The sequence below is a fragment of the Pseudomonas sp. St29 genome, from assembly GCF_001547915.1.
Taxonomy (GTDB): Bacteria; Pseudomonadota; Gammaproteobacteria; order Pseudomonadales; family Pseudomonadaceae; genus Aquipseudomonas.
This window is the reverse complement of record NZ_AP014628.1, coordinates 6,332,965-6,347,144: the sequence shown is the minus strand read 5'-3', so window position 1 is coordinate 6,347,144 and position 14,180 is coordinate 6,332,965. Positions and strand designations below refer to the sequence as shown.

General features: G+C 66.2%; 17 protein-coding genes. 14 read left to right on the top strand and 3 right to left on the bottom strand.

Going from position 1 to position 14,180, the window contains the following annotated elements; genetic code table 11:
* Positions 1–91 precede the first annotated feature (91 nt).
* Positions 92–337, top strand: a complete 246-nt coding sequence (locus PST29_RS28345; protein WP_060844865.1) for a hypothetical protein — start codon at positions 92–94, stop codon at positions 335–337.
* A gap of 39 nt (positions 338–376) precedes the next feature.
* Here the strand turns inward: PST29_RS28345 and PST29_RS28340 are convergent, their stop codons facing one another.
* Positions 377–637, bottom strand: coding sequence for a hypothetical protein (locus PST29_RS28340; protein WP_060841519.1), 261 nt, complete (start codon positions 635–637; stop codon positions 377–379).
* Positions 638–1,056: 419 nt separating this feature from the next.
* Between PST29_RS28340 and mdcA the strand changes: the two genes are divergently transcribed.
* From mdcA to madM, 9 genes are all read left to right on the top strand, one after another.
* Complete coding sequence (mdcA, locus tag PST29_RS28335) at positions 1,057–2,733, top strand: malonate decarboxylase subunit alpha (RefSeq protein WP_060844864.1); 1,677 nt, start codon at positions 1,057–1,059, stop codon at positions 2,731–2,733.
* Complete coding sequence (locus PST29_RS28330) at positions 2,733–3,608, top strand: triphosphoribosyl-dephospho-CoA synthase (protein WP_060844863.1); 876 nt, start codon at positions 2,733–2,735, stop codon at positions 3,606–3,608. The genes mdcA and PST29_RS28330 overlap by 1 nt, the downstream gene beginning before the upstream one ends.
* Positions 3,608–3,907, top strand: a complete 300-nt coding sequence (locus PST29_RS28325) for a malonate decarboxylase subunit delta (RefSeq protein WP_016968739.1) — start codon at positions 3,608–3,610, stop codon at positions 3,905–3,907. Before PST29_RS28330 ends, PST29_RS28325 begins: the two co-directional genes overlap by 1 nt.
* Complete coding sequence (locus tag PST29_RS28320; RefSeq protein WP_060844862.1) at positions 3,900–4,751, top strand: biotin-independent malonate decarboxylase subunit beta; 852 nt, start codon at positions 3,900–3,902, stop codon at positions 4,749–4,751. The genes PST29_RS28325 and PST29_RS28320 overlap by 8 nt, the downstream gene beginning before the upstream one ends.
* Positions 4,748–5,551 (top strand): biotin-independent malonate decarboxylase subunit gamma, encoded by an 804-nt coding sequence (gene mdcE / locus PST29_RS28315; RefSeq protein ID WP_060844861.1) that lies wholly within the window; start codon positions 4,748–4,750, stop codon positions 5,549–5,551. The genes PST29_RS28320 and mdcE overlap by 4 nt, the downstream gene beginning before the upstream one ends.
* Positions 5,548–6,174: a malonate decarboxylase holo-ACP synthase gene (locus tag PST29_RS28310; RefSeq protein WP_060845182.1), complete on the top strand. Its 627-nt coding sequence runs from the start codon at positions 5,548–5,550 to the stop codon at positions 6,172–6,174. The genes mdcE and PST29_RS28310 overlap by 4 nt, the downstream gene beginning before the upstream one ends.
* Positions 6,171–7,106 (top strand): malonate decarboxylase subunit epsilon, encoded by a 936-nt coding sequence (mdcH, locus tag PST29_RS28305; RefSeq protein WP_060844860.1) that lies wholly within the window; start codon positions 6,171–6,173, stop codon positions 7,104–7,106. Before PST29_RS28310 ends, mdcH begins: the two co-directional genes overlap by 4 nt.
* A gap of 67 nt (positions 7,107–7,173) precedes the next feature.
* Entirely contained in the window at positions 7,174–7,566 is a 393-nt protein-coding gene (gene madL, locus PST29_RS28300) for a malonate transporter subunit MadL (protein WP_060841513.1), read from the top strand.
* 5 nt (positions 7,567–7,571) lie between these two features.
* A complete protein-coding gene (gene madM, locus PST29_RS28295; RefSeq protein WP_016968745.1) occupies positions 7,572–8,339 on the top strand; it encodes a malonate transporter subunit MadM in 768 nt (255 codons plus the stop codon).
* A 182-nt stretch (positions 8,340–8,521) separates the two neighbouring features.
* Here madM and PST29_RS28290 read toward each other — a convergent pair whose 3' ends face one another.
* Positions 8,522–9,439 carry a LysR family transcriptional regulator gene (locus PST29_RS28290; protein ID WP_016968746.1) on the bottom strand — a complete coding sequence of 306 codons (918 nt, stop codon included), beginning with the start codon at positions 9,437–9,439 and terminating at the stop codon, positions 8,522–8,524.
* Positions 9,440–9,593: 154 nt separating this feature from the next.
* Between PST29_RS28290 and trhA the strand changes: the two genes are divergently transcribed.
* Positions 9,594–10,211, top strand: a complete 618-nt coding sequence (gene trhA, locus PST29_RS28285; RefSeq protein ID WP_060841512.1) for a PAQR family membrane homeostasis protein TrhA — start codon at positions 9,594–9,596, stop codon at positions 10,209–10,211.
* 389 nt (positions 10,212–10,600) lie between these two features.
* Here the strand turns inward: trhA and PST29_RS28280 are convergent, their stop codons facing one another.
* Positions 10,601–11,506 (bottom strand): LysR family transcriptional regulator, encoded by a 906-nt coding sequence (locus tag PST29_RS28280; RefSeq protein WP_060844859.1) that lies wholly within the window; start codon positions 11,504–11,506, stop codon positions 10,601–10,603.
* Between the two features lie 122 nt (positions 11,507–11,628).
* Here PST29_RS28280 and PST29_RS28275 point away from each other — a divergent pair, with 122 nt between their 5' ends.
* From PST29_RS28275 to PST29_RS28265, 3 genes are read left to right on the top strand one after another with little or no spacing between them, the layout of a single operon-like run.
* Positions 11,629–12,870 (top strand): D-amino acid dehydrogenase, encoded by a 1,242-nt coding sequence (locus PST29_RS28275; protein WP_060844858.1) that lies wholly within the window; start codon positions 11,629–11,631, stop codon positions 12,868–12,870.
* A 20-nt stretch (positions 12,871–12,890) separates the two neighbouring features.
* Entirely contained in the window at positions 12,891–13,241 is a 351-nt protein-coding gene (locus PST29_RS28270) for a RidA family protein (protein ID WP_060841510.1), read from the top strand.
* A 29-nt stretch (positions 13,242–13,270) separates the two neighbouring features.
* Positions 13,271–14,173, top strand: coding sequence for a transporter substrate-binding domain-containing protein (locus PST29_RS28265; RefSeq protein ID WP_060841509.1), 903 nt, complete (start codon positions 13,271–13,273; stop codon positions 14,171–14,173).
* The last annotated feature ends 7 nt before the right edge of the window (positions 14,174–14,180 follow it).

Genomic DNA, 14,180 nt, shown 5'->3' with positions numbered 1-14,180 from the left:
TGCTCTAGAGGACGCCGAAGCGAGTGGTTGATTCTCTCTGGAAGGCGGTAATAGCTGCGTACTTCTTTTAATGAGGCAAGGAAGTTTCAACATGGCAGAACGTTTGATTTATTGGTTTTTTATCTCGGTGCTCGGTCTTGCGGGAGCCGGTGCTGTCGGGTTTTTTCTGTACAAGGCGTGGGTGGCTTTTCAATGGAATGACAAGGCTTATTGGGGATTCCTGGTGCTCGCCCTCGGTGTAGGACTGTTTACCTTTATCAATACCAAGAAGCTGTATGGCACCTGGATGGGCCCTTCGTCGACGCCTGCTGAGGGGAAAGACCAGACCGCCGGTTGACCTCGAAAGAGGCCAACCGCGCAGGTTTGACCGAGGCCTTTACGCCTCCAGCCGCCACTGCAAGGCGTCCAGGGCATCGCAGCCGTCTTGCAGCAGCAGGTGGGCGGCGTTGACGAAGTGGTTCAGATCACGCTCGTCGACGCCTTTGAGGCTCAGGCAGTTGAGGCTGTGCAGCAGGTCGCGCGAGGCCTTGATGCGTTGCACCGCGCCGCCGTGCAAGTCCGCTGCCGGGGCGTCGCGGTCGAGGTGGAACACTGGGGTAGGGGTGAGATTGCTGTGTAGCGGGATGAAATCAGACATAGCGCACCTCCGTGTTTTTTGAGGAGCTACCACCTTTTGCGGCTAAACAAAGAGGGTGGCAGCTGCACGCGGGTTAGCCGACCAGAGGAATTCACGGAACCTCCGGCACACCCGAAGGTGTCCCGCGCACAGCCGCCATAGCAAAATGCCAGGCGGCAAAAAGCGCCGGCATTATAGGCAAGCGCTTGTGCGTCCGTGAACAGGCTCGACCGGCTAAGATCGGCCGCCGATGCATCGGCGACCGGGCAACTATGCGGTTCCCCCTGCGCTGCAACAACCGCCAATGTGTTGCCATTACCTACAGCCGGCCTTCGATTCAATCATTACCCTCAGCGTAACGATCCAACGCCGCGCTTGATTGATGCCCCCCGTTTTCACTCCTAAGGTGACTGCCACGACAGCGAACCCGTGGAGTGAGCATGACAACAATAATTTCCCCCGACGCGCGCTGGTCGCGGCGGCGCAGCGAAAAGCAGCGGCGCCTCGAGCAGGTGCGGGCCATCGCCGATGGCGTGGTGTTGCCGACCGACAAGATCGTCGCGGCGCTGGAGGCTCTGATCCTGCCCGGCGACCGGGTGGTGCTGGAGGGCAACAACCAGAAACAGGCGGACTTTCTCTCCCGCTCCCTGGCCAAGGCCGACCCGGCCAAGCTGCATGACCTGCACATGATCATGCCCAGCGTCGGCCGCTCCGAGCACCTGGACCTGTTCGAGCGCGGCATCGCCCGCAAGCTGGACTTCTCCTTCGCCGGCACCCAGAGCCTGCGCATCAGCCAGTTGCTGGAAGACGGGCTGCTGGAAATCGGCGCCATCCACACCTACATCGAGCTCTATGCGCGGCTGGTGGTGGACCTGATCCCCAATGTGGTGCTGTCCGCCGGCTTCATGGCCGACCGCGCCGGCAACATCTACACCGGCCCCAGTACCGAGGACACCCCGGCGCTGATCGAGCCGGCGGCCTTCAGCGACGGCATTGTCATCGTCCAGGTCAACCAGTTGGTGGACGACGTCAGCGAGCTGCCCCGGGTCGACATCCCCGCTTCCTGGGTGGATTTCGTGGTGGTGGCCGACAAGCCGTTCTACATCGAGCCGCTGTTCACCCGTGACCCGCGCCATATCAAGCCGGTGCACGTGTTGATGGCGATGATGGCGATTCGCGGCATCTACGAAAAACACAACGTACAGTCGCTGAACCACGGCATCGGTTTCAACACCGCGGCCATCGAGCTGATCCTGCCCACCTACGGCGAATCCCTGGGGCTCAAGGGCAAGATCTGCCGCAACTGGACCCTCAATCCCCACCCGACCCTGATCCCCGCCATCGAAAGTGGCTGGGTGGACAGCGTGCATTGCTTCGGCACCGAATTGGGCATGGAGAACTACATCGCCGCGCGTCCGGACGTGTTCTTCACCGGTCGCGACGGCTCGCTGCGGTCCAACCGGATGTTCTGCCAACTGGCCGGGCAGTACGCGGTGGATCTGTTTATCGGCGCCACCTTGCAGGTGGATGGCGACGGTCATTCTTCCACCGTGACCCGCGGCCGCCTGGCCGGTTTCGGCGGTGCGCCGAACATGGGCCACGACCCGCGCGGGCGGCGCCACGGCACTCCGGCCTGGCTGGATATGCGCCAGGATCAAAGCGATGCGCCCCAGGCCATGCTCGAACGCGGCAAGAAGCTGGTGGTGCAGATGGTGGAAACCTTCCAGGAAGGCGGCAAACCGACCTTCGTCGAGACCCTGGACGCGGTGGACGTGGCGCGCAAGAGCGGCATGCCGCTGGCGCCGATCATGATCTACGGCGACGACGTCACCCACCTGCTGACCGAGGAGGGCATCGCCTACCTGTACAAGGCCCGCTCCCTGGAAGAGCGCCAGGCGATGATCGCCGCCGTGGCCGGAGTCACTGCCATCGGCCTGCGGCACAACCCCAAGGACACCGCGCGCATGCGCCGTGAAGGCCTGATCGCCTTGCCCGAAGACCTGGGCATCCGCCGCACCGATGCCAGCCGCGAGCTGCTGGCGGCGAAAAGCGTCGCCGATCTGGTGCAGTGGTCCGGTGGCTTGTACAACCCACCCGCCAAGTTCAGGAGCTGGTAATGCACGCACTCAACCTGCAATCACAACCCCTGAGCCTGGCCGAGCGCCTGGCGGACCTGGCGGTGGACGCGCTGATCGACGAGGCCGACCTGTCGCCCAAGCCGGCCCTGGTGGACCGCCGTGGCAATGGCGCCCACAGCGACCTGCACCTGGGCCTGATGCACGCTTCGGCCCTGGCCCTGTGGCCGGCGTTCAAGGAAATGGCCGAGGCGGCGCTGGCGTTCGGTGAAGTGGGCCTGCCCCTGCGCGAAGCCCTGGGGCGCATCGGTCGCGAAGGCGAGCGGGCCATGCTCGCCACCACCGGCGGGGTGAACACCCATCGTGGGGCGATCTGGGCCCTGGGCCTGCTGGTGGCCGCCGCCGCGCTGGAGCCGCGATCCACCCGTGCCGGCAGTGTCGCGCTGCGGGCCGCGCGCCTGGCCTTGCTGGAGGACCGCTATGCCCCACGGCCCCTGAGCCACGGCGCCCAGGTGGCGCTGCGCTACGGCGTGCGTGGCGCTCGGGAAGAAGCCCAGCAGGGCTTTCCCGCGGTGCTGCAATGGGGGTTGCCGCAGCTCCAGCGCAGCCGTGCCCAGGGCCATGGCGAACAGAACGCCCGACTCGATGCCTTGCTGGCGATCATGAGCCGGCTGGCCGACACCTGCGTGCTCTACCGCGCCGGTGAACAAGGCCTGCAGGCCATGCAACAGGGCGCCCAGGCGGTGCTCGATGCCGGTGGCAGCGCCAGCCTCGCCGGGCGCCGCCGCCTGCACGAACTGGACCTGCAACTGTTGACCTTGAATGCCTCGCCCGGCGGTGCCGCTGACTTGCTGGCGGCCAGCCTGCTGCTGGACCGGATCGAATCCGCCGACGCCTTTCACCAGGGAGCGAACTGATGGAAACCTTGTCCTTTGAATTTCCCGCCGGCCAGCCCGGTCGTGGCCGCGCCCTGGTGGGCTGTGTCGGCTCCGGCGACCTGGAAGTGCTGCTGGAGCCGGGGCAGCCCGGCAAACTGACCATCCAGGTGCAGACCTCGGTCAATGGCAGCGCCGCGCGCTGGCAGCACCTGTTCGAGCGCATGTTCGACGGCCAGACACCGCCGGCGCTGCTGATCGATATCCATGATTTCGGCGCCACCCCGGGGGTGGTGCGCCTGCGCCTGGAACAGGGCTTCGAGGAGATCGGCCATGACTGACAGCGCACGTTTATTGAACAAGCACAGCTTCGTCGAGCTGGGTGCTCGGCAGCGCGCTCGGGCCTTGCTGGATGCCGGCAGTTTCCGTGAGCTGCTGGACCCGTTCCAGCGGGTCATGTCGCCGTGGCTGGCGCGCCAGGGCGTGGTGCCCCAGGCCGATGACGGGGTGGTGATCGCCAAGGGCAGCATCGACGGCCTGCCGGTGGTGGTGGCCGCCATCGAAGGCGCCTTCCAGGGCGGCAGCCTGGGTGAAGTGGGCGGGGCGAAGATCGCCGGGGCCCTGGAACTGGCCGCCGAGGACAACCGCAACGGCACCCCGACCCGCGCCGTGCTGCTGCTGGAAACCGGTGGCGTGCGCTTGCAGGAAGCCAACCTGGGGCTGGCGGCGATTGCCGACATCCATGCGGCGATTGTCGACCTGCGCCAGTACCAGCCGGTGATCGGCGTGGTGGCCGGCAGCGTCGGCTGCTTTGGCGGCATGTCGATTGCCGCCGGGCTGTGCAGTTATCTGCTGGTCACCCAGGAAGCGCGCCTGGGGCTCAACGGCCCGCAGGTGATCGAACAGGAGGCCGGGCTTGAGGAATACGACTCCCGGGACCGGCCGTTCATCTGGAGCCTGACCGGCGGCGAGCAGCGTTTCGCCAGTGGCCTGGTGGACCGGTATGTGGCCGACGATGTGGCGCAGATCCAGGCTCAGGTCCGCGAGTTGCTGGCCCTTGGCTTACCCCAGCGGCAACGCAGCCGTGAGGCCGAACACTATCTGCAACGCCTGGCCCGTTTGGACACCACGCCGCAAATCGATGCGGAAACGGTTCGCGATCTGTATCAAGGAGACCGCCCATGAGTGCTTATTCGTTGCGGGGCCTGAACTGGTTCAACGCCTTGAGTGGCGGCGTCGGGCCGCTGACCGGCCTGCCGCCGTCGCTGCGGGTGGCCGATGGCGAGCTGGCCGGGCAGCCGGTGCGTTTTATCGCCGTGGTGGCCGACCCGGAGAATCGTTTTCCCCGTGCCCGCCAGGGCGAGGTCGGCCTGCTGGAAGGCTGGGGCCTGGCCAAGGCGGTGGATGAGGTGATCGATGCCGACCGCGACCAGCCCCACAAGCGGGCGCTGATCGCCATCGTCGATGTACCGAGCCAGGCCTATGGCCGGCGTGAAGAAGCCTTGGGCATTCATCAGGCCCTGGCCGCGGCCGCCGACAGCTATGCCCGAGCCCGCCTGGCCGGACACCCGGTGATTGCCCTGCTGGTGGGCAAGGCCATGTCCGGAGCCTTTCTCGCTCACGGTTACCAGGCCAACCGTTTGATCGCCCTGCGCGATCCCGGGGTGATGGTGCACGCCATGGGCAAGGCCTCGGCGGCGCGGGTCACCCTGCGCAGCGTCGAGGAACTGGAAGCCCTGGCCGCCAGCGTGCCGCCCATGGCCTATGACATCGACAGCTACGCCGGCCTGGGCCTGCTCTGGGAAAGCCTGTCGGTGCGGCAGATCGAACAGCCCACGGCCGAGGATCGGGTCGCGGTCGAGGAGTGTCTGCTGGCGGCCATCGTCGATGTGCGGGCCAAGGGCGTCGACCTGAGCGGCCGGCTGGGGGCGGCGAACCGGGCGGCGTCGAGCCGGGTCCGCCAATTGCTGCGGGAACAATGGTGAACGGCCTCGGCCCCTGGCTGCCCCACGACCTGCTGTGGGGCATGACCCCGGCGCAGTTGGCCGCCGATGCGCCGGATTGGGCCTTTGCCGTGCTGGAGGCGGGGCAGCCGGTGGTGGTGCGGCGGGCGCTGACGGCGCCGGGGCAGATCGCGGTCGGCCTGCGCGGCCGCACCCGCGAGCAGCGCTACCCGGCGTTGCTGGCGCTGGACTCGGTGCAGCGTGGGGTGTACCCCGAAGCGCTGTGCCAGTTGAATGGCACACGCTCATTGCCGGCGCTTCAGGCCTTGCAGCAACTGCGGGGCGAGCTGAATGCCCTGGGCCTGGTCTGGGGCGTCAGCGGCAGTGCCGGTTTCGAGCTGGCCTCCGGGGTGGCTGCGCTGCATCAGCACAGTGATCTGGACCTGATCCTGCGCACACCGGAACCCTTTTCCCGGGCTCAGGCCCGGGAGCTGCTGGCCCTGCTGGAGCGCGCCGAGTGCCCGGTAGACCTGCAACTGCAGGTTCCGGCCGGGGCCGTGGCGCTGCGTGAATGGGCGGGAGCCGCGCCTCGGGTGCTGCTCAAGAGTGCCGAAGGCGCGCGCTTGGTCAGTGATCCTTGGTGCCTTCTGGAGCAGGTGGCATGAGCAGCCTGTTGGTGTTTCCGGGCCAGGGCGCGCAGCAGCCGGGGATGCTCCAGCGTCTGCCGCCAAGCCCGCAAACCCGCGCCTGCCTGCAGGAAGCCAGTGAGGTCCTGGGGGAAGACGTACTGACCCTGGATTCGCCCCAGGCCCTGGCCAGCACCTGGGCGGTGCAGTTGTGCCTGCTGATCGCTGGCGTGGCCAGTGCCCGGACCCTGTTGCAAGCGCCGCTCCGGGCGGACTATGTGGCGGGCCTGTCCATCGGTGCCTATCCGGCGGCGGTGGTGGCCGGGGCCCTGGAGTTTGCCGATGCCTTGCGCCTGGTGCGCCTGCGGGGCGAGTTGATGCAGCAGGCGTATCCGCAGGGCTATGGCATGACCGCATTGATCGGCCTGGACCTGGCGGCGGTGGAGGATTTGCTGGCCCAGGTCCACAGCCCGCAGACGCCGGTGTACCTGGCCAATATCAACGCCGACAGCCAGGTGGTGATCGCCGGCAGCGATGCGGCGATGCAGGCGGTGGCCGAGCTGGCCCGGGGTTGCGGAGTCGGCGTGGCCAAGCGGCTGGCGGTCAGCGTGCCGTCCCATTGCCCGCTGCTGGAGCAACCGGCCCAGACCCTGGCCGCGGCCTTTGCCGAGGTGTCCCTGCAGATGCCCGTGCTGGGTTACCTCAGTGGCAGTCGGGCCCGACCGCTGCGCACGCTGGAGCAGCTGCGCGACGACCTGGCGTTCAACATGTGCCGGGTGGTGGACTGGCGCGGCACCGTGCAAGGCGCCTACGAGCGCGGGGTGCGCCTGCAGATCGAACTGCCACCCGGTGCGGTACTGACCGGGCTGGCCCGCCGGGTGTTTGCCCAAGGGACGGTGATCGCCTTCGACGGCGCGCGCCTGGACACCCTGCAAGCCCTGTTGAGTGAGGAGGGAAGCCGCGACCGATAGAGCACCGACTCAGGCTGACGAAGCACAAGAACAACAACTTCGACGATGCACTTTGAGGACAACAACAATGATTATCTACGGTGTGGCCTTTCTGGCCTTTTGTACCCTGGTGGGTATTTTCATCGGTGAGCTGCTGGGCAAATTGATCGGCGTGCCGGCCAATGTCGGCGGTGTCGGTATCGCCATGCTGCTGTTGATCGGCTTGGGCAGCTACCTGCACAAGCGTGGGCTGTTCGCCGGCAAGTCCGAACAGGGCGTGGAGTTCTGGGGCGCGGTGTACATCCCCATCGTGGTGGCCATGGCCGCGCAGCAGAACGTCTACGGCGCGCTCAAGGGCGGGCCGATGGCGATTCTCGCGGGCACCCTGGCGGTGGTGATCGCCTTCGCCCTGGTGCCGGTGCTGGTGCGCATCGGCAACAAGGCGCCGGATGCGGCCGTTGCTCAGAAAACAGTGGGGTAAGGGCCATGTACGAATCGATGATGAAGGTCATTACCGGCTACGGGCTGATCAGCGGTTTCGCGGTGATCGGGATCACCATGTGGGTGTCCTACTGGATCTCCAACACCTTTACCAAGGGCCGCCTGCACGGCTCGGCCATCGCCATTCTGCTGGGGCTGGTGCTGTCCTATGTCGGTGGCGCCTTCACCGGCGGGCAGAAGGGCGTGGTGGACATTCCGCTGTTGTCGGGCATCGGCCTGCTGGGCGGGGCCATGCTGCGGGACTTCGCGATTGTCGCCACGGCCTTCGGGGTCAGTGTCGAGGAGCTCAAGCGCGCCGGGTTCGTGGGCGTGCTGGCGCTGTTCGTCGGGGTTGGCTCGTCCTTTGTCGCCGGGGTCGGCGTGGCCATGGCCTTTGGCTACACCGATGCGGTGAGCCTGACCACCATCGGCGCCGGGGCGGTGACCTACATCGTCGGCCCGGTGACCGGGGCGGCGATTGGCGCCAGCTCCGAAGTCATGGCGCTGTCGATTGCCGCGGGGTTGATCAAGGCGATCCTGGTGATGGTGATGACGCCGTTCGTGGCGCCGTTGATCGGCCTCAACAACCCGCGCAGCGCGGTGATCTTCGGCGGCCTGATGGGCACCTCCAGCGGCGTTGCCGGGGGCCTGGCGGCCACCGATCCGAAGCTGGTGCCCTACGGTTGCCTGACGGCGGCGTTCTACACCGCCCTGGGTTGCCTGCTCGGGCCGTCGTTGCTGTTCCTGCTGATGCGCGGCCTGCTGGGCGCGTAGGAGCCGGCTTGCGGGCGCGTTCGCTGGCAAGCCAGCTCTTACGAGGCGAGTGCATCGCGGATTTCGTGTAGGAGCTGGCTTGCCGGCGAAGGGGCCCTCGGAGTTTGTGCCGGGCTTGCGCATGCTTTGGCTGGCAAGCCAGCGCCCAAGCAAGGCCGAGCCGAGCGCCGTTGGGCGGGCTTCTAGGTACTTTGCCGGTTGGCGTACATCCGGCATTCAGCCAGCAGCGCCAACAGGTTCGGGTCGCGCTCCTTGGCCTTGAGAAACACCACGCCGATATGTTGCTGCAGGCGGTAGCGCGCCTGCAGCGGTATCAGCTTCACGCGGTTTTCATACACTGCGGCAATCCTTCCCGGTAGCAACGCATAACCGACCCCGGAGCTGACCATGCTCAGCAGGGTGAAGATGTCGTTGACCTGCATCGCCACCTTCGGTTCGAACCCCGCCTGCTTGAACACTCGTACCCCGTCCTGATGGGTGGCGAACCCCTGGGTCAGGGTGATGAAGGTGGCGTCGCGCACGTCGGCCAGGTCCACTTCGCGCTGCTGGGCGAAGGGCGAATCGGCTGGGGTGGCGAGGAAGATATCGTCGGAAAACAGCGGCAACTGCTCGCAGTCCGGGTCGTTGACGCTGTCGTCCAGGGAAATCAGGATGGCGTCCACTTCCATGTTCTTGAGCTTGTACAGCAGGTCGATGTTGGAGCCCAGGATCAGGTCGATGTTCAGTTCGCTGCGGCGCAGCTTCAGGCCCATGATCAGTTGCGGCACGGTTTTCACCGTCAATGAGTAAAGCGCGCCGAGCTTGAAGCGTTCTGCAGAGAAGCCTGCCGCTTCACGGGTCAGGCGCACGCTCTCGACCACGTCCTGCACCAGCTTCTGCGCGCGTTCCTCCAGCACGAAGGCGCTTTCCAGCGGCGTCAGGTTGCGTCCTTCATGCTTGAACAGCGGGCAGCGCAGGGCGTTTTCCAGGGAGTGGATGGCCCGGTGCACGCTGACATTGCTGGTCTGCAACTCGGCGGCGGCGCGGGCCAGGTTGCCGGTGCGCATGAAGGCCAGAAACACTTCGAGCTTTTTCAGGGTCAACTCTTCGTCGATGAGCATGGTCCGGCCTCGGCTGATGAGGGGCTGATGATGCCCGATGAGTCCGAAAGTGGCCGCTGGTTTTTTATCCGCCGTGCCCCCATTGAGCTATTGCGCTTTCAAACTGCAGGCCTGAGCCTTGCGTGGTTTTTCATGTTTCAAGGGTGAGTGACCGATGTATCACGGAGAAAGATTCAACGCCTGGACCCACTTGCTGGGGGCGATCGCGGCGTTTATCGGCGGCATCTGGCTGGTGGTGCTGGCCAGTATCGACGGCAGTCCGTGGAAGATCGTCAGTGTGGCGATCTACGCCTTCACCTTGCTGGTGCTCTACAGCGTGTCCACGGTCTATCACAGCGTGCGCGGCCGGGCGAAGAACATCATGCAGAAGGTCGATCACTTTTCGATCTACCTGCTGATTGCCGGCAGCTACACGCCGTTCTGCCTGGTGACCCTGCGCGGGCCCTGGGGCTGGACCCTGTTCGGGATTGTCTGGGGGCTGGCGCTGATCGGCATCCTCCAGGAGATCAAGCCGCGTTCCGAGGCGCGGATCCTCTCCATCGTGATCTACGCGGTGATGGGCTGGATCGTCCTGGTGGCGGTCAAGCCGTTGCTGGCGGCCCTGGGAACCGCCGGGTTTGCCTGGCTGGCGGCGGGCGGGGTGCTGTACACCGTGGGCATCATCTTCTTCGCCCTGGACAGCCGCCTGCGCCATGCCCATGGCATCTGGCACCTGTTCGTGATTGCCGGCAGCCTGCTGCATTTCGTCGCCATCCTCTTCTACGTCCTGTAGGAGCCGGCTTGCCGGCGAAGAGTCCCTCGCAATTTGCACCGGGCTTGCGGTCGCTTTCGCTGGCAAGCCAGCTCCTACGGGGTGAGGGACTGCAGATTGGTGTAGGAGCCGGCTGGCCGGCGAAGAGTCCCTCGCGATTTGCACCGGGCTTGCGGTCGCTTTCGCTGGCAAGCCAGCTCCTACGGGGCGAGGGACTGCGGATTGGTGTAGGAGTCGGCTTGCCAGGAAGGGGGCCTTCGGGATTTGCACCGGGCTTGCGGTCGCTTTCGCTGGCAAGCCAGCTCCTACGGGGCGAGGGACTGCAGATTGGTGTAGGAGCCGGCTTGCCGGCGAAGGGGGCTTCGGGATTTGCACCGCGCTTGCGGCCGCCCTCGCTGGCGAGCCAGCGCCTACAAGGGATGGTCGAGTTGGGCCTGGGCCTGGCGGGCGAAGATCTCCAGCAGGCTGGCCAGGGTGTGGGGCGGCGGTTCGGCGGCGCGGGTCACCGCGTACAGGGTGATCGGCAGCGGCGGGCTCAGGGGCCGGATGACGGTGCTGGCGGTTGATGCGCCCAGGGCGGTGAACGGGTCGATCAGTGCCAACCCGGCGCCGGACTCGACCATGGCCCGGGCCAGGGAGTAGGTCTGTACGGCAATGCTGATCCGCGGCGGCGGCTCCACGGCCTTGAGGTAGCTGTCCAGGCGCGCCGACAGCGGGTCGCTGCTGCTCAGGCCAATCAGCGGTGCGTCCGCCAGTTCCATCAGGGCCAGCGGCTGGCCGCACACGGCGGGCGGCCAATAGTCCAGCGGCGCCAGGGCCACCAGCACGCCCTCGGCTAGGGGCTGTGCGCAGAGCCCGGGGTGATCGGGGCGCTGCAGGGTCAGGGCCACGTCGATTTCCCGCATCAGCAGGTTCTGCACCAGTTCGCGGCTGTGGGCGCTGGACAGTTCGCACAGGCTGTCCGGGTAGAGGCGGGTCCATTCACGGATAGCCGGTGGCAGCAGCGCCAGGGCCAGGGCCGGGGTGGCGCCGATGCGCAGGCTATGGCCCGGCGCCCGGCGCAGGTTCTGGGCCAGGCGCCGCACGCCTTGCAGGCTTTCGCTGACCTTGTCCACTTCGCGCTCCAGCTCCAGGGCTTCCGGAGTCGGCTGCAACTTGCCCCGCACCCGCAGGAACAGCGGGAAACCCAGCTGCAGTTCGGCGTGCTGCAGGACCTTGGTCACCGCCGGTTGCGAGACGTGCAGCAACTGCGCGGCGCCGCTGATGGAGCCGGCCTGGCGGATGGCCTGGAAGATTTCGATATGACGCAGGCGCATGGGGCAGTCCATAACCTTTGTTTATGGGAGGTGCATCTTTATTCATTGTCCGGCGCCTGTCACCTGCCCCTAACCTTGGGCCATCGAACAACGGGTCATCGAACAACGGGCTAGGGGCAGTCATGAGTCAGCAGGTTTGCATCATCGGTGGCGGCGTCATCGGCTTGGCCAGTGCCTACGCCCTGGTCCGCCAGGGCTTCGAGGTGACCCTGGTGGAGGCCCAGGAGTCCCTGGGCAGCCAGACCAGCTTCGCCAACGGCGGGCAGTTGTCCTATCGCTATGTGGCGCCTTTGGCCGATGCCGGCGTGCCCTGGCAGGCCCTGGGCTGGATGCTCAAGGGCGACTCGCCGCTCAAGCTGCGCCCGCGCCTGGACCCGGCGCAGTGGCGCTGGCTGGCGGGGTTTCTCGGGGCTTGCCGGCACTCGGTGAACCAGCGCAATGGCGCTCACCTGTTGCGCCTGGCGCTGCTCAGCCAGAGCACCCTGCAACGCTGGCGCGAAGAGGATGGCCTGCAGGGCTTCGACTGGCGGCGCAACGGCAAGCTGGTGACCTTTCGCGAGCCCGGCAGCTTCGAACATGCCCGGCGCAACCTGGCGGACAGCCGCCAGCAGCAGGTGTTGTCCGCCGCCGAATGCACCGCCCTGGAGCCGACCCTGGGGGACACGCCCTTCGTCGGTGGCATCTATACCCCGGATGAAGAAGTGGCCGACTGCCACGCGTTCTGCCAGCAGCTGGCGGCGTGGCTGCGGGCTTCCGGGCGCTGCGAAATCCTCCTCGGCCAGCGGGTCCGGGCCATCCACCATGGGGGCGACCGGGTCCAGGCCATCGACCTGGGCGAGCGCCAATTGCCGGTGCAACAGCTGGTGCTGGCGGCCGGTCATCGCAGCCCCGAGTTGCGCCTGCCGGGGCTCAAGCTGCCGCTGTATCCGCTCAAGGGCTACAGCCTCAGCGTGCCCATCGGCCCGCAGCACCGGGCACCGGAGATCAGCATCACCGACTACAACCGCAAGATCGTCTACGCGCGTATCGGCCAGCAACTGCGGGTGGCGGCGATGGTCGACATCGTCGGCTTCGATCCGTCCCCGGACCCGGATCGCCTGGCCCTGATGCGCCGGCAGGCCGAGCAGACCTTCGCCGACGCCGGCGATTATCAGGCCGCCATCGAATGGGCCGGCATGCGTCCGGCCACCCCCAGCGGCGTGCCGCTGATCGGCGCCACCGCCTACCGCAACCTGTGGCTCAACCTCGGCCACGGCGCGCTGGGTTTCACCCTGGCCTGTGGCAGCGGCCAGTTGCTGGGCGAACTGATCGGCCAGCGCTCCACCAGCATCGACATGCAGGGCCTGACGCCCCGCGTCGCCTGAACGTTCAAGGGAGTCTTCAGATGAGTATCCAGCGTATCCACAGCAACGAGCGCCTGAGTGGCGCGGTGACCTTTGCCGAACTGGTGTTTCTCTCCGGCCAGGTGCCGGGGGCCAGCAGCGACATCGGCGGCCAGACCCGCGAGGTGCTGGAGAAGATCGACGCCTTGCTGGCCGAGGCCGGTAGCGACAAGGACCATCTCTTGAGCGCGACGATCTACCTCAAGGACATCCAGGCCGACTTCGCGGTGATGAACGAAGTCTGGTCGGCCTGGCTGTCTCCCGGCCAGGCGCCGGCGCGTACCACCTTGCAGGCGGCCCTGGCGCGCCCGCAGATCCTTGTCGAAATCAGTGTCATCGCGGTTCGCCGCTGAGCCGCCTTAACCCACAACGGAGAATAACAATGCATAAGATCACGTTGCTCGGCTGCACCCTGGGGCTGTTGTTCAGCGCCATTTCCCAGGCCAACGAGGCGCCCCTGGATGGCACCCTGGCCAAGATCGCCAACAGCGCCAGCATTACCTTGGGTTATCGCGACGCTTCGGTGCCTTTTTCCTACGTGGGCGACAACAGCGGCAAGCCCATGGGCTATTCGGTGGAGCTGGCGAGCAAGGTGGTGGAGCGCATCCAGCAGCAGTTGCACCTGCCCAAGCTGAATGTGAAGTACAACCTGGTGACCTCGCAGACGCGCATTCCCCTGGTGCAGAACGGCACCGTGGACCTGGAATGCGGCTCCACCGGGGTGACCGCCGAGCGGCAGAAGCAGGTGGCGTTCTCCTACGGTTTTATCTACGTCAAAGGGCAACTCTTGACCGCCAAGGACAGTGGGATCAAAAGCTTCGCCGACCTGCGGGGCAAGAACGTGGTGACCACGGCGGGGACCACCAACGAGCGTTTTCTCAAGAACTACAACGTCGAGCACAAGATCGACATGTTCGTGATCAGCGCCAAGGACCACGGCGAGGCGTTCCAGATGCTGCAGACCGGGCGCGCGGCGGCGTTCTACATGGATGACGCGCTGCTCTACGGCGAACGGGCCAAGGCTCGCGATCCGCACAATTGGGTGGTGGTGGGGGAGGAGCAGTCGCGGGAGATCTACAGCTGCATGGTGCGCAAGGATGATCCGCAGTTCCTGGCGCTGGTCAACGGCGCCTTGGCGGATCTGTACCGCTCCGGGGAAATCAACGGCATCTACCAGCGCTGGTTCCAGCAGCCGATTCCGCCCAAGGGCCTGAACCTGGAGTTCCCCATGACTGCCGAGCTGAAAGCCATCATCGCCCGGCCCACCAGCGATCCGGTGGAGTAACCGGCTG